Origin of the sequence: Paenirhizobium daejeonense (genome assembly GCF_014280875.1) — a bacterium.
In the GTDB taxonomy this organism is placed as follows: domain Bacteria; phylum Pseudomonadota; class Alphaproteobacteria; order Rhizobiales; family Rhizobiaceae; genus Allorhizobium; species Allorhizobium daejeonense.
Genome location: NZ_JACLAL010000001.1, coordinates 170,753 through 193,799 on the forward strand (window position 1 = coordinate 170,753; position 23,047 = coordinate 193,799).

Here is a 23,047-nt window from a genome sequence, read left to right on the forward strand (position 1 = left end):
CCGGGATTTTGGCGCTTCCCTCGCGAGCGCTACCGCCACCTTGAATTCCAAGACATTATTCGCGACCCGCTCCGGGCGCCTTCGATGGCAAGATCATGACCGATACCGTTGAAAAAGTTGACTACTCTTCCACTCTCTACCTGCCCCAGACCGATTTCCCCATGCGCGCCGGCTTGCCGCAGAAGGAACCGGAAATGGTCAAGCGCTGGCAGGAGATGAGCCTTTATAAAAAGCTGCGCGCTTCCGCCGCCGGCCGCGAGAAGTTCGTCCTGCACGACGGACCTCCCTATGCCAACGGCAACATCCATATCGGCCACGCGCTGAACAAGATCCTGAAGGACGTCATCACCCGTTCCTTCCAGATGCGTGGTTTCGACGCTAACTACGTTCCCGGCTGGGACTGCCACGGCCTTCCGATCGAATGGAAGATCGAGGAAAAGTATCGCGAGAAGGGCAAGAACAAGGACGAGGTTCCGGTCAACGAATTCCGTCAGGAATGCCGCGACTTCGCCGCCAACTGGATCAGCATCCAGTCACAGGAGTTCAAGCGCCTCGGTATCGAGGGCGACTTCGAAAACCCCTACACCACGATGAACTTCCATGCTGAAGCCCGCATCGCCGGCGAACTCCTGAAGATCGCGAAAAGCGGCCAGCTCTATCGCGGCTCCAAGCCGGTCATGTGGTCTGTGGTCGAACGCACTGCACTGGCGGAAGCCGAAGTCGAATATGCCGACGTCGAAAGCGACACGATCTGGGTGAAGTTCCCGGTCGTGGAGGGTGCCGAAGATCTCAAGGGCAACTCCGTCGTCATCTGGACTACCACGCCCTGGACCATTCCGGGCAATAGGGCCATCTCCTTCTCATCGCGCTTTCCCTACGGCCTCTATGAGGTGGAAAGCGCCACGAACGATTTCGGCCCCCAGCCGGGTGAGAAGCTGATCTTCGCGACCCGCCTCGCCGACGAGGCGGCTGCCAAGGCCAAGCTCACGTTGAAGTTCCTGCGCGACGTTGCGCCGGAAGAGCTTGCCGCGATCACCGCAGCCCACCCGCTGGCCGATCTGGGCTACGATTTCCCGGTTCCGCTCCTTGACGGCGATCACGTCACCGACGATGCGGGCACCGGTTTCGTGCATACTGCGCCGGGCCACGGCCGCGAGGACTTTGATGCATGGATGGCGTCTGCCCGCGAACTGGAAGCGCGCGGCATCTCGTCCCGCATCCCCTTCACCGTCGATGACGCAGGCTTCTACACCGCCGATGCTCCCGGCTTCGACGGTGCCCGCGTCATGGACGACAATGGCAAGAAGGGCGACGCCAACGACCGCGTCATCAAGGCGCTGATCGCTGCCGACAAGCTCTTTGCCCGCGGCCGCCTGAAGCACTCCTATCCGCATTCCTGGCGTTCCAAGAAGCCGGTCATTTTCCGCAACACGCCGCAGTGGTTCGTCTACATGGACAAGGACCTCGGCGATGCGACGACGCTGCGCACCCGCGCACTGGCCGCCATCGACGACACGCGCTTCGTGCCCGCCGGTGGCCAGAACCGGCTGCGCGCCATGATCGAGACGCGTCCGGACTGGGTTCTGTCGCGTCAGCGCGCGTGGGGCGTTCCGATCGCCGTCTTCGTCAATGAAAATGGCGAAGTTTTGCTGGACGATGCCGTCAACGCCCGCATCCTTGAAGCCTTTGAGGCCGAAGGCGCCGATGCATGGTTTGCCGACGGCGCCCGCGAGCGCTTCCTTGGCGCCCGCGCTTCGGAAGGCTGGACCCAGGTCCGCGACATTCTCGATGTGTGGTTCGACTCCGGTTCGACCCATTCATTCGTACTGGAAGATCGCCCCGACCTGAAATGGCCGGCCGATGTCTATCTCGAAGGCTCCGACCAGCATCGCGGCTGGTTCCACTCGTCGCTGCTCGAAAGCTGTGCGACGCGCGGACGTGCGCCTTATAATGCGGTCGTCACTCATGGCTTCACCATGGACGAGCAGGGCCGCAAGATGTCGAAGTCGCTCGGCAATACCGTGGTCCCGCAGGACGTCATGAAGGAATCGGGCGCGGATATCCTGCGTCTCTGGGTCATGACCACCGACTACTGGGAAGACCAGCGCCTCGGCAAGACCATCATCCAGACCAACATCGACGCTTATCGCAAGCTGCGCAATACGGTCCGCTGGATGCTCGGTACGCTCGCCCACGACACCGGCGAGGAAATCGCCCTTGCCGACATGCCGGAACTGGAACAGCTGATGCTGCATCGGCTGGCGGAGCTCGACAAGGTCGTGCGCGAGGGCTACGACGGCTTCGATTTCAAAAAGATCACCCGTTCGCTGATCGACTTCTCCAACGTCGAGCTTTCGGCCTTTTATTTCGACGTTCGCAAGGATGCGCTCTACTGCGATGCGCCGTCGAGCCTGAAGCGCCGCTCGGCGCTTGCCGTGATCCGCAAGCTGTTCGATTGCCTCGTCACCTGGCTTGCGCCCATGCTGCCTTTCACCATGGAAGAGGCATGGCTGTCGCGCAATCCGTCGGCCGTCTCTGTGCATCTGGAGCAGTTCCCGTCCGTTCCGGCCGAATGGCTCAACCCTGCTCTGGATGAGAAGTGGGAAAAGATCCGCAAGGTCCGCACGGTCGTCACCGGCGCTCTGGAGATCGAGCGTCGCGAGAAGCGTATCGGCTCCTCGCTGGAAGCCGCACCCGTCGTTCACGTCGGCGACGCTGAACTGTTCAAGGCGCTGGAAGGTCAGGATTTCGCAGAGATCTGCATCACCTCGGCCATCTCCGTCGTTGCTGATGAAGGTCCGGTGGATGCCTTCCGCCTCGCGGAAGTGGGCAAGGTTTCGGTCGAGCCCAGGCTTGCCGAAGGCCGCAAATGCGCCCGCTCGTGGAAGATCACGCCGGACGTGGGTTCGGATCCGGAATACCCGGATGTTTCCGCCCGCGATGCGGCAGCGCTGCGTGAACTGGCTGCGCGCCATTAACGAAATGTTACCGGATGATTTGCGCTTTCGCCTGTCATCCGGTAAATGTGCCTGAAAATGGCCGGAATTTCCTATCACGCGGGGTGATAGTATATTCGGCACAAGCATAATCAGCGGCGAGGCTCGAAGGCATTCATGAAATCGGCAGATCTGTTCAGAGTTGGCGTCGGAATGGCCGGCCTCCTGCTCGCATGTTCCGCATTGACCGGTTGCGTTGGCAGCCCGACCTACGGTACCGACAAGACGGCTATGGAGCAGCTCGTCGATGACGTCGGCTCGGCGGTGTCCATCGGTTCCAATCCCAACAAGAATGCGAATGCCAAGTACAATCCCCGCCCGGCGTTGGTCATGCCGCCTAAGGGGGATCAGAACACTCTGGTCGCTCCGCAGCAGTCGCTTGCCAGCAAGTCGAACCCGGAATGGCTGGAAGCGCCGGAAGACGCTCGTGCTCGACTGGTTGCAGAAGCCGACGCCAACGCGAACAATCCGCGCTACCGCTCTCCGCTGCTCGCCGGCTACGGCACCAACGGCACAATGACGGAAACGCAGAAGTGGGAAGCCTTCCGCGAGGCGCGCAAGCAGCAGAAGGGCGCCTATCTCGATCAGCGCCGTTTCCTGTCTGATCCGCCGGCTGAATACCGGCAGGCCGATGAGTCCACGCTGACGGATCTCGGTGAACCGGAAGCCAAGAAGGAAAAGCGCCGCAAGAAGGAAGCCAAGGCTGCGAAACAGGGTTCGTCTTCCTGGTGGATGCCGTTCCAATAATCCTGAACTGGAGCATTTTCGGCGATCTCGTGTTCACCGGGAATGTTCAGGGTTAAATCGAATTTTTGGGGCAGGCCGGAAACGACCTGCCTTTTCCGTATCTGAACTTCCAAGGGAATTGCCCGATGACGTTTGCCATACGGGATGCTGTGCCCGATGACGTCGGCACCATCCTGCGCTTCATCACCGAACTCGCTGTTTTTGAGAACGCCGGCCATGAGGTGGAGGCGACGGAGGAAAGCCTGAGGGAAAGTCTGTTCGGGCCGGGTTCCGTCACCGGGGCGACGATTATCGAGGCTGATGGTGAGCCTGTCGGTTCTGCAATCTGGTTCTTTAATTATTCCACCTGGCAGGCCCGCAACGGCCTTTATCTGGAAGATCTTTACATCACTCCCGATTACCGGCGCTCCGGCGCCGGCAGGATGCTTCTGCGCCACCTCGCGAACATTGCGGTTGAAAAGGGATGCGGCCGGTTCGAGTGGAGCGTGCTCGATTGGAACGAGCCGGCGATCCGTGCCTACGACTCGATCGGCGCCGAGCCTCAGAAGGAATGGATCCGCTACAGGCTCGCCGGCGAAAAGCTGAAGGAATTTGCCGCAGGCTGATTATTCATCCGTCGGGGCTGCGCGGAAGGCAAACGTCAGAAGGGCTTTCTTGCCAGATCAACATCACGTAACGTTAACCTGCGCTGCCCATAAGGTACGGCATGTTTCGGGTCAGCAGGAAAACGGCGTTAAAGGCAGCGATCGTCACGGGGGCATCCGTGGTGGCCTCGGTCTCCATTTGCCTCCTGTTGGTGCCCATGCTGGGCGGCCACCCTGACGGCCCAGGTTTCTGGATGAGTGTGTTCTGCCCGCTGGTGATCGCGGGCCCGGCCACCACCTGGCAATTCCACCAGACCGAAGTGATCGGACGTCAGCGTGACGAGATTGCGCGCATGCATGTCGAACTCGAAGACATGCATGCCGAACTGCGGTTGCTTCACGAAGACCTGCGGATCAGGGCTCGCAGGGATGCCCTGACCGGCGGCCTCAACCGCGGCGCGTTGTTTTCGGCCCTCGAAGAGATAGCCCCGTCCTATGAGGGGCCGGCGGCGCTGCTGATTGCCGATGCCGATCATTTCAAGAAGATCAATGATGGCTTCGGCCATCTGGTTGGCGACGAAGCGTTGCGGTCCATCGCGGCGGCGATTTCGAATGCGGTCGATGACAATGATCTGTGGGGCCGCATCGGTGGCGAAGAGTTCCTCGTTTTCCTTCACGCCACGACGCGCACCCGCGCGGCCGCCATTGCCGATGGGATAAGGCGGGCGGTTGTCGAAGCCGATCTCGTCGTCGATGGACGCAAGGTCCCTCTCAGCGTCAGTATCGGCGTTGCTTCAGTCAACGGTGTTTTCGATCCCGTGGATCTTTTCCGTCAGGCTGACGACTATCTCTATCGGGCCAAATCGGGCGGTCGTGATTGCATCGTTTTCGACGGGCTGGAAGTCGGCCGACAGCCGGCCTGATAAAGGCACGGCAAGGCCGTTTGCATTGACTGTCTATGCCCGCTGCGGCAAGTCCGCGGCTTCAGTCTTCAATGGCTCTCGCGCCTGTCCCTGAAAAAGCCGCGCAGGATCTCGGCTGATTCCATTTCGGCAATGCCGGAATAGACCTCCGGCACATGGTGGCATGTGGGTTGCCGGTAGAAACGCACGCCATTGTCGACGCCGCCCCCTTTGGGGTCTTCCGCGCCATAATAGAGACGACGAATGCGTGCAAACGAAATGGCCGCCGCGCACATCGTACAGGGCTCCAGCGTCACATAGAGGTCTGCGCCGGATAGTCTTTCGTCTCCGATCGTCTCTGCCGCACGTCGAATGGCAAGGATTTCGGCATGGGCCGTGATGTCGCGCAGCGCCCGCGTCTCGTTTCCCGCTCGCGCAACGATCGATCCTTCATGGACGACGACGGCTCCGATAGGCACCTCTCCACGGCCTCCCGCAGCCCGCGCTTCCTCAAGGGCGGCCTCCATGAAGCCGTTTGTCTCCGTCATCGAACAACTTTCCTCTTAACCAAGGCCGCGTGACCTGATACGACAGCCCAAACGACAGGCAAACAGCAAATGACATTTAAAGACAAGTCCAGGCGACCGACGGGCAAACCCACCGATCGCAGCGGCAAGCCGCTCACCCGCAAACCGGCCGGCGCCGACAGGAAGCCGGAGCCAAAGGCTGCACGCAGCACGACTGAGGTTTCCGGCGACGAGGCGATGAAGCCCGAACGCATTTCGAAACTGCTCGCGCGCGCAGGCGTGGCCTCGCGCCGCGATATCGAGCGGATGATCATGGAAGGCCGCGTGAGCCTGAACGGCAAGGTGCTCGACACCCCGGTCGTCAACGCTACGCTTGCAGACCGGATCGAAGTTGACGGCAAAGTGATCCGGGGCATCGAACGCACGCGGCTCTGGCTCTATCACAAGCAGGCGGGACTGGTGACCACCAACTCCGATCCGGAGGGCCGCCCGACCGTCTTCGACAACCTGCCGGAAGAACTGCCGCGCGTGATGTCCATCGGCCGTCTCGATATCAACACCGAAGGCCTGTTGCTGCTGACCAATGATGGCGGTCTGGCGCGCGTGCTCGAGCTGCCGACCACCGGCTGGCTGCGCCGCTACCGCGTGCGCGCCCATGGCGAGATCGACCAGCCCGCACTCGACAAGCTCAAGGAAGGCATCGCCGTCGACGGCGTGCTCTATGGTTCCATCGACGCGACGCTCGACCGTACCCAGGGTCGCAACGTCTGGATCACCATGGGCCTGCGCGAAGGCAAGAACCGCGAAATCAAGAACGTGCTCGGCGCGCTCGGTCTCGATGTGAACCGCCTGATCCGCATTTCCTACGGTCCGTTCCAGCTCGGTGACCTGCCGGAAGGCAAGGTCGTTGAGGTTCGCGGCCGCATGCTGCGCGACCAGCTTGGGCCGCGCCTGATCGAGGACGCCAAGGCGAACTTCGATGCGCCGATCTATGAACACGGGTCGTCCGACGAAGAGGAGGCACCGGTCAGCCAGAAGGCTGCGAGGTCCGATTGGTCGCGCGAGGAAAACCCGCGTGGCGACCGACGTCGCGAAGACAGTCGCGAGCGGGCGCTCGAGCGCCTCGACACCCGCCGTGAGGAAACACGCGGCAAGCCCCAAGGTAAACGTGATGGCGGCAAGCGCGGCTTTGGCGATCGCCCCGGACGCGATGAGGACCGTGGAGGCTTTGCCGACCGTCCCAAGCGTGCGCCGGCTTTGAAGTCGCGCACAGCCAATGTATGGATGGCCCCTGGTGCCCGTCCGGTTGCCGAGAAGAAGACTGGTGAAGGCGCTGACGCCGAAAGGCAACCGCATACCCGTCGCGAAGGGGCGCCTCCCAGCAACCGCTACGGCCGCGGCAAGGACGGCAAGCCGACGAAGGCCTCGACCCGTTTCGACCCTGACCGCAAGGGCGGTTCCGATTTCGCCCGCCGCGATGACGGTCCGCGTGTGCAGGTCAGCCGTGCGCGTGACGAAGAGGGTGAATGGATCCGAGCCGAAGGCCCGGATCGTTCGTCGAAGGATCGTGGCGAAGGTTTCGGAGCCAAGCGAGGCTTTGGTGATCGCCCCGAAAGAGGCGACCGTGCGGCCCGTCCGGCTCGCACCGGCGGAGATCGCGCCTTCGGTGATCGTCCTCGTTTTGACAGGCCTCGTGAGGATCGTCCTCGCGATGACCGTCCCAGAGGTGAACGGCCTTTCGGTGACAAGCCTCGCGGTGACCGTCCCCGTGACGACCGCCCCCGTGACGATCGCCCAAGAGGCGAACGGAATTTCGGTGAACGGCCGTTTGGCGATAAGCCGCGGGGTCCCCGCAGTGCCGACAGCCGTCCGGCCGGCGACCGTCCGTTCGGAGGCAAGCCGAAGGGTGGCAAGCCTTTTGGAGCCAGGGATGGCGCAGGAAGCGGTGAACGAGCCGGCGGTCCCGGCGGCTTCTCCGGCAAGCCGCGTGGTGATCGCCCGAGCGGTGGCAAGGGTCCCGGTGGCAAGACTTTTGGCGGCAAGAGCTTCGGCGGTAAAGGCCCCGGTGGCAAGAGCTTTGGCGGAAAACCCTCCGGTGGCAAGCCTTCCGGCGGGCGTGGTCCCGCCAGGGGCAAGAGGTAACGGGCGGTGCGGATCGTCGGCGGAGAGTTCCGCGGCCGGTCACTGGCCGCTCCGAAGACCAATGCCATCCGGCCGACCATCGACCGGACGCGCGAAAGTCTGTTCAACATCCTGTCCCATGCCCATCCGGGTTCGCTGGACGGTACCCGCGTGCTCGATCTTTTCGCGGGCACGGGCGCCGTCGGCATAGAGGCGCTGTCGCGTGGCTGTCGCTCTGCGCTCTTCGTCGAGAATAGCGTCGAGGGTCGCAGCCTGCTGTGGGAAAACATCGATGCGCTCGGCCTGCATGGTCGCGCCAAGATCCTGCGCCGCGACGCGACGGACCTCGGGACGGCATCCAACATCGAACCTTTCCAATTGCTCTTCGCCGATCCGCCCTATGGTCAGGGTCTCGGCGAAAAGGCCTTCGAGGCCGCTCATAAGGGCGGCTGGCTGGCGCCTGACGCTCTGGCCATTCTGGAAGAGCGTGCCGATGTGACCGTCTCTGTTGGTCCCGCCTTCGCGTTCCTGGAGGAGCGCACCTTCGGTGACACGAAAATGTACTTCTTCTCCTATAGGCCATCCTGATCTCGTCTGACGAAAGCAGGTTACCATGAACGATGCAGGCGCGTTGACCATCTCCCCGAAGCGGACGGACGAAAGGGGAATGCCAACCGTCGGACTTGCTCTGGGCGCCGGCGGCGCGCGGGGCTTTGCCCATATCCCCGTGATCGAGGCTCTGGATGAGATGGGCATCCGCCCGGTAGCGATTGCCGGCTCCTCCATGGGCGCGATTATTGGGGCCGGCATGGCGGCGGGCATGACGGGGGCGGAGATCCGTCAGTATGTGCTGGAGACCATCGGCAAGCGCTCGATCATCGCCAACCGGTTGTGGAGCCTCGGGCCCGCGACCATGCGCGATGCGCTCGGCGGCTTCAAATTCGGCCAGTTCAACCTGCATCGTATCCTCGAAGCCTTCCTGCCGGAAGCCATTCCCGCCGATTTTGCCGCGCTCGGCATCCCGCTGAAGATCATCGTTACCGATTATTACGGCCAGCACGAAGTCGTCTGCGAGAAGGGAAACCTCTTCGAGGCGATCGCTGCATCCTCCGCCTTACCGGCCCTTTTCATGCCCGTCCATCTCGGCGGCCGGGTGATGATCGATGGTGGCATCTTCAACCCCGTTCCCTATGACCACCTGAGCGATGCGGTCGACATCGTGATCGGCGTCGATGTCGTCGGCGGGCCGGAGGGCGAGCCGAGCCAGTCCCCGAACCGTATTGACAGCTTGTTCGGTGCCTCGCAGTTGATGATGCAATCGAACATAGCGCTGAAGCTGAAGCTCGGTGCGCCGGATATCTTTCTGCGTCCGAACGTCAATGCCTTCCGCGTTCTGGATTTTTTGAAGGCGCGCCAGGTCATAGAGGCGACCGAAAGCATCAAGGATGTGCTGAAGCGCGATCTGGACGCTCGTATTGAGGATTTCCTGCGCCGGTGAAGGCCGGACAGCAGCTCCCGCTCAGTCTGGAACCGCTACAACGTCCTGCGGTTGCTGCAGGCCGACATCGGCGGCGAAGCCATCGGCGGCAACGCGTTTCGGCTTGACCAGCGGTTCCGGGCGCACCGGCCGGTTGAGCAGCATGTCCCTTCCCGCCTGGATACCTTCGGTCGCCTGCAGCTTCAGTCGTTCCTCATCACGCCGGCGAATGTCCTCGCCGATCTTGTATGCCTCATCCTCGCTGGCGCCCAGTGCCTCGATGGTTCGGCGGCCGAAGAGCAAGCCCGATTCCAGCGTCTCGCGAAGTTCGTATTCGACGTCGCGGGCGCGAAGCGACAGGCTGTGAATGCGGTCATAAGAACGCACGAAGAGACGGGCATCAGGATATTCCGCGCTGATGAGATCGACGATCTTGTCGGTCACTTCCTTCTTCTGCGTACAGATCGCGACGACCTTGGCCTTTTCGACACCGGCCGCCCGCAACACGTCGAGCCGAGTACCGTCGCCGAAATAGATACGGAAGCCGAAGGAGGCGGCCTGCCGGATACGGTCGGCGGAATCGTCGATGATCGTCACATCGCGGCCGCTTGCGAGCAGGATCTGCGCGGCGATCTGGCCGAAACGAGAGAAGCCGATCATCAGTACGTCCGCGCCGGCGCCCTCGAAATCCTCTTCCAGTTCCTCCCGAACTTCGCTGCGGCCCACCAGCCGGCGGGCAAGAAGCGTGGCAAGCGGCGTGAGCGCCATCGTCAGAGTGACGATGGAAATGAGCAACGAGGATTTGGCGCCGTCGATGAGGCCTGAGGCAGCCGCCGTGGTGAACAGCACGAAACCGAATTCACCGCCCTGAGGCAGAAGCAACGCGATGCGCACCGCGTCGTCGCGGTCCGAGCCGCCAGCGCGGCACAGGACGTAGAGCATAATGGCCTTGATGACCATCAGTGTGGGGACGGCGACGGCGATGGTCCAGATATTCTCGACGATGACGCCGAGCTCCATCGACAGGCCGACGGCCATGAAGAACAGTGCGAGCAGAATACCGCGGAACGGCTCGATATCCGCTTCGAGCTCGTGGCGATAGGAGGATTCGGCCAGCATCACCCCGGAGAGGAATGCGCCCATGGCCATGGACAGGCCGCTGGCCTGCATCAGCAGCGCCGATCCCATCACCACGAAGAGCGCGGCGGCAATCATCACCTCGCGCGCGCCGGTGCGGGCGATGATCTGGAAGAGCGGTGTCAGCAGGTAACGGCCGGCCATGACCATCGCGACGATCGCGATGATGGCGAAACCGAAATCGGCAAGTGCCGCCTGGCTGCTTTCCGTCTGGTTGCTGCCGAGAATGGACACCAAGGCCAGCAGCGGCACGATGGCCAGATCCTGAAAAAGGAGAACGGAGAACGCCCGCTGGCCGTAGCGACTGTTCATGTCGCCCTGGTCGTTGAGGATTTGCAGGGCAAACGCAGTGGAGGACAGCGCCAGCCCGAAGCCTGCCACCAGCGCGCCGCGCCATTCCATAAGGCCCGTATAGACGGCGGCGGCGGCAAGGATGAGGCCGGTCACCAGAACCTGCGCCGTGCCGAGGCCGAAGATATCCTTGCGCATGGTCCACAGGCGCGACGGCTTCAGTTCGAGGCCAATGACGAACAGCAGGAACACGACGCCAAGTTCGGCAACGCCGAGCACCTGTTCGGAATCGGTGATGAGATGCATCGTCGGTCCGATGACCACACCTGCCGCGAGATAGCCGAGAACCGTGCCGAGGCCGAGCTTGCGGAACAGCGGTGCGGCGACGACGGCGCCACCCAGCAGCAACAAGGTTTCAGAGAAAAGCGCCTGCGGTGCGGTCGACAATGCAGCGTTCTCCTGTTGTCTGTCGTGCCGTTATCGGGAATCGCGGTTCCGACCCTTGATGCATCCTGTAATGCACAATAAATGGAGCGGGAATGAAAGGCCAAATCATGTCCAGCCAAATTGATTCCGCCAGCCTTCTCTCACGCGCCGAGCAACTTGTCGACCTCGCTTTAAAGGTAGGTGCGGACAGTGCGGATGCCGTGGTAGTGCGCTCCCGCTCGAAGTCCGTCAGCGTTCGTCTCGGCAAGGTCGAGCAGACGGATTCCTCCGAAAGCGACGACTTCTCGCTCCGTGTCTTGATCGGTAGGCAGGTGGCGAGCGTGTCCGCCAACCCGGGCTTCGACCTGAAGCAGTTGGCCGAGCGCGCTGTCGCCATGGCCAAGGTCTCTCCCGAAGATCCCTTCGCCGGTCTCGCCGATAAGGCCGACATCGCCTTGAGTTACCCGGACCTCGATCTCTTCGATCCGACCGAAGTATCGAGCGAAGCGCTCGCGGACGCGGCTCTTGCTGCTGAAGCAGCGGCACTTGCCGTCAAAGGTGTCAGCAATTCGGTGGGCGCCGGAGCATCCGCCGGCATGGGCGGACTGGTCCTCGTGACCTCCCACGGCTTCTCCGGCAGCTATGCCGCTTCGCGTTTTTCCCGTTCGGTCGGCGTGATTGCCGGCGAGGGCACGCGCATGGAGCGCGATCACGATTACGACAGCCGCCTGTTCTTCGCTGATCTCGACAACGCCGAAGAAATCGGCCGCCGGGCCGGAGAGCGCACGGTCAAGCGCCTCAATCCGCGTCAGGTCCCGACCGGCAAGAACGTGACCGTGGTCTTCGATCCACGCGTTGCGCGTGGCTTCGTCGGACACATTGCAGGCGCAATCAATGGAGCCTCCGTTGCCCGCAAGACCTCGTTCCTGCGCGAGAGGATGGGTGAGCAGGTGCTGAAGGCCGGCCTCAACATCACAGACGATCCGTTGAAGGTCCGCGGCTCGTCGTCGCGTCCGTTCGATGGCGAAGGCGTGAGCGGCAAGGCGATGACGATGATTGAGGACGGCGTGCTGAAGCACTGGTTCCTGTCTTCGTCCGCGGCCCGCGAGCTTGGCCTCCACACCAATGGCCGAGGTGTGCGTGGCGGCACGACGGTTTCCCCGTCCTCCACCAATCTCGCGCTGGAACCGGGAGACATTTCGCCCGAGGAATTGATCCGCAGCATTGGTACGGGTTTCTACGTGACCGAGTTGATCGGGCAGGGCGTGGACATGCTCACCGGCGAATACAGCCGTGGCGCGACCGGTTTCTGGATCGAGAACGGCGAACTGGCTTTCCCGGTTTCCGAGGTGACCATCGCGTCCAACCTCAAGGACATGTTCATGCGCGTGACCGCCGCAAATGATATCGACCGCAAGTTCGGTGTCGCCGCTCCGACCATTGCCATCGAGGGCATGACGCTCGCAGGGCGCTGAGAGGCGGGAGCCGGGTGGCAGAGGAAAATGAAATGACCGCCGATAAGGGGTTCGACTGGCAGGCTGACCTGGATCTGATTTCGGCCGCCGCCCGGGAAGCGGGAGAGATAGCGCTCGGCTTTTTCGGCCAGTCGCCTGAAGTCTGGTGGAAGAACGAGGGTCAGTCCCCGGTCAGCGCTGCGGATTACGCCGCCAACAAGTGTCTCGAAGAACGGCTTCGCGCGGCCCGCCCGGATTATGGCTGGCTGTCGGAAGAGACCGACGACGACCCGGCGCGCCTTGGCCGCAGAACCGTGTTCGTCGTCGATCCTATCGACGGCACACGCGCCTTCATCGGCGGGCGCAAGACATGGTGCGTCAGCGTCGCAGTGGTGCATGACGGACGCCCTGTCGCAGGCGTGCTCGTCGCGCCGGCGCTGGAGGAGACCTTCGCTGCTGTGGCAGGTTTGCCTTCCACCAGAAATGGACAGCCTATCCGCGTTTCCGACGCCCGACCGGGCGAGAAACTGCGGGTGGCGACGCCGCAGGATATCGTGGCCGGTTTCGATGAAGAGGCGCAGTCCCGCATCGAGCGCGTCGAGCATATCCCGTCGCTTGCCTATCGGCTGGCGCTGGTTGCAGATGGCCGGATCGATGCGACGCTGGTCAAGCGCAACGCCCATGACTGGGATCTCGCTGCCGCCGACCTCATTCTGCAGAATGCCGGTGGCAGACTCACTGATCTGAAGGGTGAGGCGCTCCTTTATAATCGCCCGGACGTCAGTCATGGAGAGCTGTGCGCAGCCACGATTTCCGAGCTTTACACCCTGTTGAAACACCTGTTTCCCAAGCCTCGTAGTTGACCTTTGCGTCAAAATCGATCACAGGAAAGAGGGAGGCGAATTTGAATGGAAAGAGACCGGAAATGACGGATTCCAACGATAAGAAACAGCTTCTGCACCTCGTCTTCGGCGGTGAATTGTCGAACCTCGAAGAGGTCCAATTCCGCAATTTGAACGACCTTGATATCGTTGGTATTTTCCCGGATTATGCCTCCGCTCTCGTTGCTTGGAAGTCGAAGGCCCAGCAGACGGTCGATAACGCGCACATGCGTTACTTTATCGTCCACATGCACCGGTTGCTTACCCCAGGTGATACGGCCTCTGCCAAGGGCTGACGAATGGATTTCCACAGGCGATCGCGGGCTTGTTTCGGCTTTTGGTGATCGCCGATGTCACGTTTTGAACTCAGTTATCTCGCATTCCGTAGTTTTTGCACCGCCGGCTCCTGAAAGGGCGACATGGCATTAATGACGAACATGAATGGTTTCGGCCCATGGCGATGAGTGACGGATTGGCATCCCTTGCCATCGCCTGCTACGGTTGGGCGGGTATTGCGGCTTATCCATTGACGGGGCCGTTGCTCGCCTTCCGCGCGGCCAAGGGCAAGGAGGACCGTTCCCGTCGCCTCGAGCGCTTCGGTTATCCCGCCGTCGATCGTCCGCAAGGACCGCTGGTCTGGCTGCATGCCGCAAGCGTCGGTGAAACGCTCGCAGTCGTTCCCCTCATGCGTGAGCTACGTCGTCGCGACATCAACGTGCTTTTGACTACTGGCACCGTGACTTCTGCAGAAATCGCCCGCTACAGGCTGAAGGATGAGGTGCTGCATCAGTATGTTCCGCTCGATGTAAAGCCGGCGGTGCGCCGTTTCCTCGATTACTGGCAGCCCGATGTGGCGCTGTCGGTCGAGTCGGAAATCTGGCCGACCACGCTGATGGAGCTGCACAAGCGGCACATTCCGCAGATCCTCGTCAACGCACGTATTTCCGACCGTTCCTTCGAGCGCTGGCAGCGGCATCAGGCGATTGCCGAAGCGCTGCTCGGCAAACTGTCGATGGTGATTGCCCAGTCGGATGTGGACGCCGAACGTTACCGCGATCTCGGCGCCTGGCCGGTCATCGTCTCTGGCAACATCAAGGTGGACAGCGATGCGCCGCCCTGCGATCCGGTGGTGCTGGACCGCTACAAGCAGCAGATCGGCGACCGGAAGACCTGGGCTGCGATTTCGACGTTCGAGGGCGAGGAAAAGATCGCAACCATGGTGCATCGGGCGCTACGCGCCCATACCGGCCTGCTAACGGTCGTGGTGCCGCGCCATCCGGAACGTTCCGATGAAATTGAGGCGATGATGGTGGAGCGCGGCATGAAGGTTGCCCGTCGCACCCGCAACGATCCGATCACGCCGGACACCGATGTCCTGCTCGGCGATACCATCGGCGAGATGGGTCTTTACCTGCGCCTTGCGGAAATCGCTTTCGTCGGCCGTTCGCTGACGGCGGAAGGTGGGCAAAATCCGCTGGAACCAGCCATGCTCGGCTGTGCTGTGCTGTCCGGTCCGCAGGTCGGCAATTTCCGCGAGAGTTATCAGCGGCTCGTGCGCAACGGCAATGCCCGTATCGTCCGCGACGCCGAAATGCTGGCCAAGGCGGTTCATTTCCTGATGACGAACGACCTTGCCCGTCACAAGATGATTGATGCGGGCATGGAAAGCATGCAGGAGATGCGCGGCGCGCTGACCGCGACGATGAAGGGCCTCGAACCCTATATCAATCCCCTGACCGTGCAGGCACGGCTTGAACCGCGCATCGTAAGCCAGGGCTGACGGTCGGCCGATTGAGGGGGACGTATGATTGATACCAATGACATCGCCGGAATCCTGTTCGACAAGGACGGCACGCTGCTGGATTTCGACGCAAGCTGGGCGCCGGTCAACCGGACGGTGGCGCTGCTGGCGGCCGACGGTGACGCTGGACTGGCCGACCGCCTGCTGCAGGCCTGCGGCATGGACCCAGAAACAGGCCATCTTGTGCCAGACAGCCTGCTTGCCGCAGGAAATACGCGCGAGATCGCCGAAGGCCTTGCCGCCGCCGGTTCTCCGTTTTCTGCCGAGGCGCTGGTGCCGCAGATCGATGCGCTCTTTGCAGGTGCGGCCGAGCAGTCCGTTCCGGTCGCTGAACTGGCCCCTCTCTTTGCCAAGCTGCATGGCCGCGGTCTGAAGCTCGGTATTGCCTCCAGCGACAATGAAAAATCGATCCGGGTCACCATCGACCGCTTCGGCATCGGCCCGTATGTCGATTTCGTTGCCGGCTATGACAGCGGTCACGGTACCAAACCCCAACCGGGAATGGTCCTTGGCTTTTGCGCTGCAACGGGCCTTGCACCCAGCCAGGTCGCAGTCGTCGGGGACAACAATCACGATCTTCACATGGGACGTAATGCCGGGGCCGGATTGAAGGTCGCGGTTCTCACCGGTACGGGTTCACGTCAGTCCCTTCAGGAAGCCTGCGATGTCCTTCTGAACGACATCACCGAACTCGAAGCCGTGCTCGGCTGAGCGCCGGGCGAGGTTCCCTGTCATGTCGCGACTTGACGAAACCCCTTCTCCTGCGTTTTCTTGGCCGCGGATATGGCCGTGGGGACGGTCGGGGAGAAGAGGGGAACGCGCGGCCATGGTATCGGATGCCCCGCCATTCTGGTGGACGAAAGCCGACTGGCGGGCTTTTTGCCTTTTGCCTTTCTCCCTCATTTATGGACGGGTGGCGGGCTGGCGCATGGGCCGCAAGCGCCGCCATGCCCCCCCGGTTCCCGTCGTCTGCGTCGGCAATTTCACGGTTGGCGGCGCTGGCAAGACGCCGACCGCGCTGACGCTTGCGCGCGCGGCCAAGGCCAAGGGATTGAAGCCCGGCTTTCTCAGCCGTGGTTATGGCGGCTCCCTCGATGTCACCACCGTCGTCGATACCCATCACCACAGGGCCGCGGATGTCGGAGACGAGCCGCTGCTGCTGGCTCAGGAAGCGTTGACCGTCATCTCCCGCCGCCGTGTCGCAGGAGCTGAGCGACTGGTGAAGGAAGGCGTCGATATCATTATCATGGACGATGGCTTCCAGAGCGCCCGGCTTACGGTCGATTTTGCCCTGGTGGTGATTGATACGGTGCGCGGCATCGGCAATGGCCACCTCGTACCGAGTGGCCCCGTACGGGCACCGATCGCGATCCAGATGCGCCATCTCGATGCCATCCTGAAAGTGGGCAACGGAAACGCCGCCGACAGGCTGGTGCGTCAGGCGGCGCGCGCGGGCAAGGCGGTCATGGTTGCCGCCCTGAAACCGAAAGGCGATGCCGGTCTCGCCGGCAAGCGGGTGCTGGCATTCGCCGGCATTGCCGATCCCATGAAGTTCCAGCGCACACTGGAAGGTCTGGGTGCTGTCGTTGCAGAGTTGCGGCCTTTCCCCGATCACCATCACCTGACCGACGATGAGGTCGACGCCCTGATGGCCGATGCGGACAAGCAGGATCTGCTGCTGGCGACCACTGCGAAGGATATCGTCCGGCTCGCTGGCGGACACGGACGTTCAGCCGAACTTGCCAGTCGATGCCATGTGGTCGAGGTCGAGATGGCCTTCGGCGATCCGCAGGCTCCGGCCTATGTGCTCGATCGCGCGATCGAGGCCTTCCGGGCACGCAAGCTGAAGGAAAAGAGCAAGGCTTGAAGAAGAGGCGGGATCAGCGCCTCTGGTTCGGCAGTGCGCCTGCGCGCTTTTCCGCTTCCAGCGAAGCGGTGGCATCAACATAAGGTTCCTGGCGCGCGACGCTCCAGTATTTCAGCTCGTCGATCAGGATATGCTTTCCGGTAACCGCACACACGACGTAGGACCCCGGCGACAGGATCTGAAAGTCGGCATCGAGGTAGCGGATCTTCGCCTCGCGGTTTCCGTTGCCTTCGAAACGGTTCATGGGTGGTCTCCTGCGCCTTTCACGAAACTGCAATAACGCGCCCTCCCACCAATTTCCAGAGCAAATAAAAGGATGTGTGCTGCAGATCAGCTGCGGCCGAACAGCCGCTCGATGTCGGTGAGCTTGAGTTCGACATAGGTCGGACGCCCGTGGTTGCATTGGCCAGAACCGGGCGTCGCTTCCATCTGCCTCAGCAGCGCGTTCATTTCCTCCACCCGCAACTGCCTGCCGGAGCGCACCGAACCGTGGCAGGCCATGGTTGCTGCGACATGCTCCAGCTTGGCAGAAAGTCCCTGAGCGGTATCCCATTCGGCAATCTCGTCGGCAAGATCGCGGACCATGCCTGCGACGTCCATTTCGCCAAGCATGGCGGGCGTTTCGCGCACTGCGACAGCACCGGGGCCGAAACGCTCAATGGCGAGCCCGAGCTGTTCGAGCGCTACGGCATGGGTCATCAGCCGGTTGCAGTCTTCTTCCGGCAGGTCGACGATCTCGGGAATGAGAAGCCCCTGCGAGGGAAGCCGCCGGCCGGTCAGCGCCTTGCGCATCTGCTCGAACACCAGCCGCTCATGGGCCGCATGCTGGTCGACGATCACCAGCCCGTCCTCGGTCTGGGCGACGATATAGTTGGCATGCACCTGCGCCCGCGCTGCCCCCAGCGGGTAGGAAGGGGCCGGTGTTTCAGCACGCGCGTCGGACGCGGGAGACGAACCCTCGGGCGTTTCGGCCCGCGCGGTCGGCAGGTTCATCGCTGCGAATGCCGGCTGCTGCACGGTCTCGTTGAAGCCAGCGGTCGAAGCTGCGGCCGGGCTGAATGGCCGGCTCGGCGAATTCGCGAAGCTCCAACCGCCGGATGGTGAGGGGGCAGCAGAAGCGGCGGGGCTGAAACCGGGACGAAAGGCACGCAGCATGCCGCCGCCGCCAGTGGTCGAGGCGCGGTCGCCTTCCCGTCTCATGGCATCGCGAATCGCCCCGACAATCAGGCCGCGCACCAGTCCCGGATCGCGGAACCGTACATCGGATTTTGCCGGGTGGACGTTGACGTCGACCAGCGCCGGGTCGAGTTCCAGCGAAAGCACCGCCACCGGATAGCGGCCCTGCGGAATGGTTTCCGCATAGGCGCCGCGAATGGCGGAGAGTATCTGCTTGTCCTGCACCGGTCGCCCGTTGACGAAAGCATATTGATGGGTGGAATTGCCGCGATTGAAGGTCGGCACGCCGGCAAAGCCACCGAGCCGGACATCCTCGCGCTCGGCGTCGAGCTCGATGGCGTTGTCGCGGAAATCGCTGCCCAGAACCTGCGCGATGCGGGCGAGGCGGTCATCGCCGGTGGCGGGAAATTCGAGGGTCGTCCGGTCGGTACCCGAGAGCACGAAGCGGATGCCAGGAAAGGCGATCGCCATGCGCTTGACGATCTCCGTGATTGCGCCTGCCTCGGCCTTTTCCGTCTTCAGGAATTTCAGGCGGGCGGGCGTGGCGAAGAACAGGTCGCGCACCTCGACCGTCGTGCCCGGATTGGCCGGCGCCGGCCTGACGGGCACGACCTTGCCGCCGACGACTGCGACTTCAGAGCCTTGCGCGCCACCCTGCAGCCGGCTTGTGATGGTCAACTTTGCAACCGAGCCGATGGAGGGCAATGCCTCGCCACGGAAACCCAGCGAATGGATATCGAAGAGCGAATCCTTGAGCTTCGAAGTGCAGTGACGGCGGATCGAAAGTTGGAGATCCTCCGCGCTCATGCCGCAACCATTGTCGATCACGCGCAACAGGCTCTTGCCGCCGCCGGCCGTGGCGATCTCGATGCGGGTTGCTCCGGCATCGATGGCGTTCTCGATCAGTTCCTTCGCGGCACTTGCGGGGCGCTCGATGACCTCGCCGGCTGCGATCTGGTTGATGAGGGTTTCTGAAAGCTGCTTGATGACCATCGGTCCATTTTCCGGGATTCGGGCTGGCGAGGAAAGGGCCAACTGCATCTATCCGCCTGAAAGTGGCGCACTCTGGGCGAAGCCATTAATACCGCCTTAATGGACTGCCGATAGCATAGTTATGGCTTGAAATGTTTTTGTATTGGCATGGCCGGTTCACCGGCAGGAGTGGAGACGGTGGCCGGACCGTTTCCGGATTTCGCTTCGTTTTGCCGTCTCAGGCGCTTCCCCGGCATGTTCTGCGTGTGCAACGGCTGCATGATTGCGTGAATTCGGAAACGATTGAGCGAAAAATTTGTGGAGCAGGACAAGGTTTGCAGCGCCCTCGGGGTCTATCTCAGGCCTAGAGGTGCTGTCTGGACAATAGCGATCGAACACCGGCAGGTGTTAGGTTCTTTGAGGCGGTAGTGTGAAAGAGTTTGCACCGGGCCCGGACAATGAAATGTCGGGCAGAAACGCAGGGATGAGTGGCGGGGAGGAACGGGCTGCGACATTGCAGGCCGGCATGCTTGATGCCGTATCCGATGCGATAGGTGCCGCCCTCATCGTCTATGATCGCAACGACCAACTCGTATATGTCAGCCGCACTGTCGGCAATTATCTTCCCGTGACATCTCAAGTGACGCGTCCCGGAACGCGGTTGAGGGATTTCCTCGGTGCCGTCTATGATGGCGGCGGACGCGACCGTATGTCCGCCGGGGAGGGTAGCGCCACGACCCGCGAGGAATGGATCGCCGAGCAGATTTCTGTCCACTGGCGGGAGCGTTTCGATACCCAGCGCCGCGATGCAAGGAATCGCTGGGCGCGCTTTTCCAAGCGCCGCCTCTCTTCCGGCTACGGTATCTGCATCATCAGTGACATCTCCGATCAGAAGAAGCGCGAGGAACAGTGGCGCGCCGATGTGGAACGGGTGCAGCTGACCGAGGAGATCCTCGACAACCTTCCCCATCCGGTCTTCGTGCAGGACCGTAATCTCTGCGTGGTCGCCGTCAACAAGTCGTTCTGTGCTCGCATGAATGCCGGTGCGGACGTCGTTCTCGGCGGCTTGCTCGACGGGGTATTTAGCGGAGACCTGTGCGCGAAGCTCAACCGCGCTACCCGCCACGTTCTGGAAACCGGAGTGCCGGCCGCAATCCTTACCGAACTTCCTTCGGACCCTGCCGGCGAACGGACCGTGGTGCGAAGCCAGCGTGTCGGCAAACCTGGCCGCTATTTCATCGTCACCAGTTTCGAGGCGGCCTCCTCTCAGTTTGCCACCGATACGGCGGAAGGAGCCTCTCACGACGATGCGTTTTCGACATCGTCAACATCCTATCAGGTCCTGCCCGAGGACGAGTGCCTTCGCTTCGAGGCCGAAGCGGCGAAGCTTGCCGGACGCAAGGCGCTCATCGTCACCATGGATCTCGATTTCGAGGCGAAGAGTCTGAAGACGTTGCAGCGTCTTGGCATCGATGTCTGCTGTGTGCGAAACCCCACTGAGGAGGATGCCTTTCTAACCGTGGCGCGTTCCGTCGGTGTGACAATCGACCTGATGGTCGTCGACACGCAGATGGATGTGAAGTGCCTGGAGCTTGCGCTCGAGGAAGGGATTTCCACGATCGCGCTGGATGGTTTCCAACTCGATACAGAATTGGCTTTCCTCGTGCTGAACAAGCTGGCGGCAAAGGATGGCAAGCAGGCTGCTGTCGCCGACGACTGGGAAATCACCACCACCGAAGCCGAACCGCTGGCCCCGTCGGTTCCGTCTCGCGAGCGTTCGCTCGTCCTCGTCGCCGAGGACAATGAGATCAACCAGATCGTCTTTTCTCAGATTCTTGAAGGGCTCGGCCATTCCTATCGCATCGCGCGCGATGGCGCTGAGGCCGTGCGGCTCTGGCAGGAGCTGAAGCCGGCCGTCGTCCTGATGGATATCACCCTGCCGGCGATGAACGGCTTCGAGGCCTGCCGGAAGATCCGCGAACTGGCGCAAGGTCCTGCAGACGTGACACCGGTTATCGGCGTGCTGGTGCAGGCCTTCGATCGCGACCGGGAAGAATGCCTGGCCGCGGGCATGAACGATGTCATTCTCAAGCCGCTGAGCCCCGATGCAGTCGATGCCGTTCTGAAGCGGCATGTTCCGGCTCTGCAGGCCGTGGCCGCCGGCTGAAGAAAACGCTGTCAACCCCCTAAATAATGGACGACAAACTGTAGTCAACCTGCGGGAATAGCTAGAATTTTTTTAATGTTTGGCGCTCATCTTCGGCAATGTGAAAGGAACCTCTCAGGATCAGCCGATGGGCCAAGCCGAAACAGCTACGCCGCCGCAGCCCGGCCAGAACGAGCTTCAGGCCATGGCCTATACGGACCAGTTGACCGGGCTCGGCAATCGCTATCGCCTGCGTGACAAGGTCCGGCTTCTGGCATCCGAGCGCGCCGCCGATCCGGCACCGTTCACGGTCGGCATCGTCAATCTGGACGGGTTCAAGCCTATCAACGATCTTTTCGGTTCCGTCGCCGGGGACGAAATCCTCTGCCAGGTGGCGCACCGGCTGAAGGCTTGCGTGCCTGATGGCGCGACCGTCACGCGTCATGACGGAGACGAATTCGCCATCATCCTGCCGCTGATCTTCGAGCGTATCAGCGCCGAACGAACCGGCCAGATGATCAAGGACGTCCTCTCGGCACCTTACGATCTCGGTGATCGCAACGTCCGCCTCTCGGCCTCGCTCGGCTTTGCCGTCTATCCCTTTGCCGGCGCCGATTTCGAGGAGCTGATGAAGAGTGCCGAAACGGCGCTCTATCGCTCCAAGCGCCGCGGCCGCGGTCAGATCACCGTTTACTCGCGGGAAATCGCCCAGGAGATGAAGCGCGCCACGCAGCTCGAACAGGCGCTGCGCAATGCCATCATCGCCGATACCGTCGACGTGCATTTCCAGCCGATCGTCCGGCTCACGGACAACCGCGTCGTGGGCTTCGAGGCTTTGGCACGCTGGAACGATGCCGATCTCGGTTTCGTCTCGCCGGCCGTCTTCGTGCCGCTTGCGGAAGAGCGTGGCTTCATCGACACGCTGTCCGAAACTCTTTTGCGCAAGGCGGCGGAAGCAACGCTCGCCTGGCCACGTGAACTCTTCCTTTCGTTCAATCTCTCCTCGGCCCAGCTTATGGATCCGCGCACCACGCTGAATACGCTGTCGATCCTCAACAGTGTCGGGTTCGATCCTCGGCGACTGGAGCTGGAAATCACCGAAACGGCCGTCATGGGTTGCGCCGATACCGCGCACCGCATCTTCAGCGAACTGCGCGATTTCGGCATCAAGATCTCTCTCGATGACTTCGGCACGGGCCAGTCAAGCCTTGGCCGCCTGCGCGACTTCACCTTCGACAAGGTTAAGATCGACCGGGCCTTCGTGTCTGCCATCACCACGGACCGCACCTCGGAGCACATCATCAAGGCCATCGTCACCATGTGCGAGGGGCTCGATCTCGAAGTTGTCGCGGAAGGCATCGAGACGGCTGCCGAAGCAGACAGGCTGCGGGCACTCGGCTGCGGCATGGGGCAGGGCTACTTTTTCGGCAAACCGGCCGATGCGGCTTCCACCCTGCGCTACCTCAGCGAACATCATCACGAATTCGCGCTGGTTGACCGGGCTTCTTCCTGAAACGTTTCAGCCGACCTTCACCACAACGT

Annotated in this window: 18 protein-coding genes and 1 pseudogene; 15 read left to right on the forward strand and 4 right to left on the reverse strand. The window is 62.0% G+C overall.

What is annotated here, in order from left to right:
* Positions 1 to 95 precede the first annotated feature (95 nt).
* The 4 genes from ileS to H4I99_RS00780 all read left to right on the forward strand — a co-directional run bounded on the left by ileS (position 96) and on the right by H4I99_RS00780 (position 5,250).
* Positions 96 to 2,978 carry an isoleucine--tRNA ligase gene (ileS, locus tag H4I99_RS00765; RefSeq protein WP_163903712.1) on the forward strand — a complete coding sequence of 961 codons (2,883 nt, stop codon included), beginning with the start codon at positions 96 to 98 and terminating at the stop codon, positions 2,976 to 2,978.
* Positions 2,979 to 3,113: 135 nt separating this feature from the next.
* Positions 3,114 to 3,743, forward strand: a complete 630-nt coding sequence (locus H4I99_RS00770) for a hypothetical protein (RefSeq protein ID WP_163903714.1) — start codon at positions 3,114 to 3,116, stop codon at positions 3,741 to 3,743.
* Positions 3,744 to 3,868: 125 nt separating this feature from the next.
* Entirely contained in the window at positions 3,869 to 4,348 is a 480-nt protein-coding gene (locus tag H4I99_RS00775) for a GNAT family N-acetyltransferase (protein WP_163903715.1), read from the forward strand.
* Positions 4,349 to 4,449: 101 nt separating this feature from the next.
* The gene (locus H4I99_RS00780) at positions 4,450 to 5,250 is read left to right on the forward strand and encodes a GGDEF domain-containing protein (protein WP_163903717.1); all 801 of its coding nucleotides are present in this window, start codon (positions 4,450 to 4,452) and stop codon (positions 5,248 to 5,250) included.
* Positions 5,251 to 5,318: 68 nt separating this feature from the next.
* On the opposite strand, the gene H4I99_RS00785 is transcribed toward H4I99_RS00780, so the two are convergent.
* Positions 5,319 to 5,777: a nucleoside deaminase gene (locus H4I99_RS00785; RefSeq protein ID WP_163903719.1), complete on the reverse strand. Its 459-nt coding sequence runs from the start codon at positions 5,775 to 5,777 to the stop codon at positions 5,319 to 5,321.
* Between the two features lie 69 nt (positions 5,778 to 5,846).
* Between H4I99_RS00785 and H4I99_RS00790 the strand changes: the two are divergent.
* The 3 genes and pseudogenes from H4I99_RS00790 to H4I99_RS00800 all read left to right on the forward strand — a co-directional run.
* Positions 5,847 to 7,921 (forward strand): annotated as a pseudogene (locus tag H4I99_RS00790) (pseudouridine synthase); the annotation flags it as partial.
* Positions 7,905 to 8,465: a 16S rRNA (guanine(966)-N(2))-methyltransferase RsmD gene (rsmD, locus tag H4I99_RS00795; RefSeq protein ID WP_163903722.1), complete on the forward strand. Its 561-nt coding sequence runs from the start codon at positions 7,905 to 7,907 to the stop codon at positions 8,463 to 8,465. The pseudogene H4I99_RS00790 and the gene rsmD, both read left to right, overlap by 17 nt.
* A 25-nt stretch (positions 8,466 to 8,490) precedes the next feature.
* Positions 8,491 to 9,375: a patatin-like phospholipase family protein gene (locus tag H4I99_RS00800; protein ID WP_163903724.1), complete on the forward strand. Its 885-nt coding sequence runs from the start codon at positions 8,491 to 8,493 to the stop codon at positions 9,373 to 9,375.
* A gap of 21 nt (positions 9,376 to 9,396) precedes the next feature.
* On the opposite strand, the gene H4I99_RS00805 is transcribed toward H4I99_RS00800, so the two are convergent.
* Positions 9,397 to 11,229: a monovalent cation:proton antiporter-2 (CPA2) family protein gene (locus H4I99_RS00805; protein ID WP_163903726.1), complete on the reverse strand. Its 1,833-nt coding sequence runs from the start codon at positions 11,227 to 11,229 to the stop codon at positions 9,397 to 9,399.
* A gap of 107 nt (positions 11,230 to 11,336) precedes the next feature.
* Between H4I99_RS00805 and H4I99_RS00810 the strand changes: the two genes are divergently transcribed.
* The 6 genes from H4I99_RS00810 (at position 11,337) to lpxK (ending at position 17,211) form a co-directional block, all read left to right on the forward strand.
* Positions 11,337 to 12,683, forward strand: coding sequence for a TldD/PmbA family protein (locus tag H4I99_RS00810; RefSeq protein ID WP_163903728.1), 1,347 nt, complete (start codon positions 11,337 to 11,339; stop codon positions 12,681 to 12,683).
* 32 nt (positions 12,684 to 12,715) lie between these two features.
* Positions 12,716 to 13,525 (forward strand): 3'(2'),5'-bisphosphate nucleotidase CysQ, encoded by an 810-nt coding sequence (locus tag H4I99_RS00815; protein WP_163903730.1) that lies wholly within the window; start codon positions 12,716 to 12,718, stop codon positions 13,523 to 13,525.
* Positions 13,526 to 13,587: 62 nt separating this feature from the next.
* Positions 13,588 to 13,839: a DUF4170 domain-containing protein gene (locus H4I99_RS00820; RefSeq protein WP_163903732.1), complete on the forward strand. Its 252-nt coding sequence runs from the start codon at positions 13,588 to 13,590 to the stop codon at positions 13,837 to 13,839.
* Positions 13,840 to 14,003: 164 nt separating this feature from the next.
* Complete coding sequence (gene waaA, locus H4I99_RS00825) at positions 14,004 to 15,323, forward strand: lipid IV(A) 3-deoxy-D-manno-octulosonic acid transferase (protein ID WP_163906113.1); 1,320 nt, start codon at positions 14,004 to 14,006, stop codon at positions 15,321 to 15,323.
* A 24-nt stretch (positions 15,324 to 15,347) separates the two neighbouring features.
* Positions 15,348 to 16,055 (forward strand): HAD family hydrolase, encoded by a 708-nt coding sequence (locus H4I99_RS00830; protein ID WP_163903734.1) that lies wholly within the window; start codon positions 15,348 to 15,350, stop codon positions 16,053 to 16,055.
* A 115-nt stretch (positions 16,056 to 16,170) separates the two neighbouring features.
* Positions 16,171 to 17,211 (forward strand): tetraacyldisaccharide 4'-kinase, encoded by a 1,041-nt coding sequence (lpxK, locus tag H4I99_RS00835; RefSeq protein WP_163903736.1) that lies wholly within the window; start codon positions 16,171 to 16,173, stop codon positions 17,209 to 17,211.
* Positions 17,212 to 17,224: 13 nt separating this feature from the next.
* Here lpxK and H4I99_RS00840 read toward each other — a convergent pair whose 3' ends face one another.
* Positions 17,225 to 17,455, reverse strand: a complete 231-nt coding sequence (locus H4I99_RS00840; protein WP_163903738.1) for a DUF2093 domain-containing protein — start codon at positions 17,453 to 17,455, stop codon at positions 17,225 to 17,227.
* Between the two features lie 86 nt (positions 17,456 to 17,541).
* Entirely contained in the window at positions 17,542 to 19,380 is a 1,839-nt protein-coding gene (gene mutL / locus H4I99_RS00845) for a DNA mismatch repair endonuclease MutL (RefSeq protein WP_163903740.1), read from the reverse strand.
* Between the two features lie 442 nt (positions 19,381 to 19,822).
* On the opposite strand from mutL, the gene H4I99_RS00850 reads away from it, so the two are divergent.
* Both H4I99_RS00850 and H4I99_RS00855 read left to right on the forward strand, forming a co-directional pair.
* Positions 19,823 to 21,526, forward strand: a complete 1,704-nt coding sequence (locus H4I99_RS00850; RefSeq protein ID WP_163903741.1) for a response regulator — start codon at positions 19,823 to 19,825, stop codon at positions 21,524 to 21,526.
* 127 nt (positions 21,527 to 21,653) lie between these two features.
* The gene (locus H4I99_RS00855; protein ID WP_163903743.1) at positions 21,654 to 23,018 is read left to right on the forward strand and encodes a putative bifunctional diguanylate cyclase/phosphodiesterase; all 1,365 of its coding nucleotides are present in this window, start codon (positions 21,654 to 21,656) and stop codon (positions 23,016 to 23,018) included.
* Positions 23,019 to 23,047: the final 29 nt, after the last annotated feature.

Excerpts from the sequence above, each read along its gene's own strand:
- H4I99_RS00855 (WP_163903743.1), top strand. The coding sequence starts at position 21,654 with ATGGGCCAAGCCGAAACAGCTACGCCGCCGCAGCCCGGCCAGAACGAG.
- H4I99_RS00785 (WP_163903719.1), bottom strand. The coding sequence starts at position 5,777 with ATGACGGAGACAAACGGCTTCATGGAGGCCGCCCTTGAGGAAGCGCGG.
- mutL (WP_163903740.1), bottom strand. The coding sequence starts at position 19,380 with ATGGTCATCAAGCAGCTTTCAGAAACCCTCATCAACCAGATCGCAGCC.
- H4I99_RS00830 (WP_163903734.1), top strand. The coding sequence starts at position 15,348 with ATGATTGATACCAATGACATCGCCGGAATCCTGTTCGACAAGGACGGC.
- H4I99_RS00850 (WP_163903741.1), top strand. The coding sequence starts at position 19,823 with ATGTCGGGCAGAAACGCAGGGATGAGTGGCGGGGAGGAACGGGCTGCG.
- H4I99_RS00815 (WP_163903730.1), top strand. The coding sequence starts at position 12,716 with ATGACCGCCGATAAGGGGTTCGACTGGCAGGCTGACCTGGATCTGATT.
- ileS (WP_163903712.1), top strand. The coding sequence starts at position 96 with ATGACCGATACCGTTGAAAAAGTTGACTACTCTTCCACTCTCTACCTG.
- H4I99_RS00770 (WP_163903714.1), top strand. The coding sequence starts at position 3,114 with ATGAAATCGGCAGATCTGTTCAGAGTTGGCGTCGGAATGGCCGGCCTC.
- lpxK (WP_163903736.1), top strand. The coding sequence starts at position 16,171 with ATGGTATCGGATGCCCCGCCATTCTGGTGGACGAAAGCCGACTGGCGG.
- H4I99_RS00775 (WP_163903715.1), top strand. The coding sequence starts at position 3,869 with ATGACGTTTGCCATACGGGATGCTGTGCCCGATGACGTCGGCACCATC.
- H4I99_RS00820 (WP_163903732.1), top strand. The coding sequence starts at position 13,588 with ATGACGGATTCCAACGATAAGAAACAGCTTCTGCACCTCGTCTTCGGC.
- H4I99_RS00810 (WP_163903728.1), top strand. The coding sequence starts at position 11,337 with ATGTCCAGCCAAATTGATTCCGCCAGCCTTCTCTCACGCGCCGAGCAA.
- waaA (WP_163906113.1), top strand. The coding sequence starts at position 14,004 with ATGAGTGACGGATTGGCATCCCTTGCCATCGCCTGCTACGGTTGGGCG.
- H4I99_RS00840 (WP_163903738.1), bottom strand. The coding sequence starts at position 17,455 with ATGAACCGTTTCGAAGGCAACGGAAACCGCGAGGCGAAGATCCGCTAC.
- H4I99_RS00800 (WP_163903724.1), top strand. The coding sequence starts at position 8,491 with ATGAACGATGCAGGCGCGTTGACCATCTCCCCGAAGCGGACGGACGAA.
- H4I99_RS00780 (WP_163903717.1), top strand. The coding sequence starts at position 4,450 with ATGTTTCGGGTCAGCAGGAAAACGGCGTTAAAGGCAGCGATCGTCACG.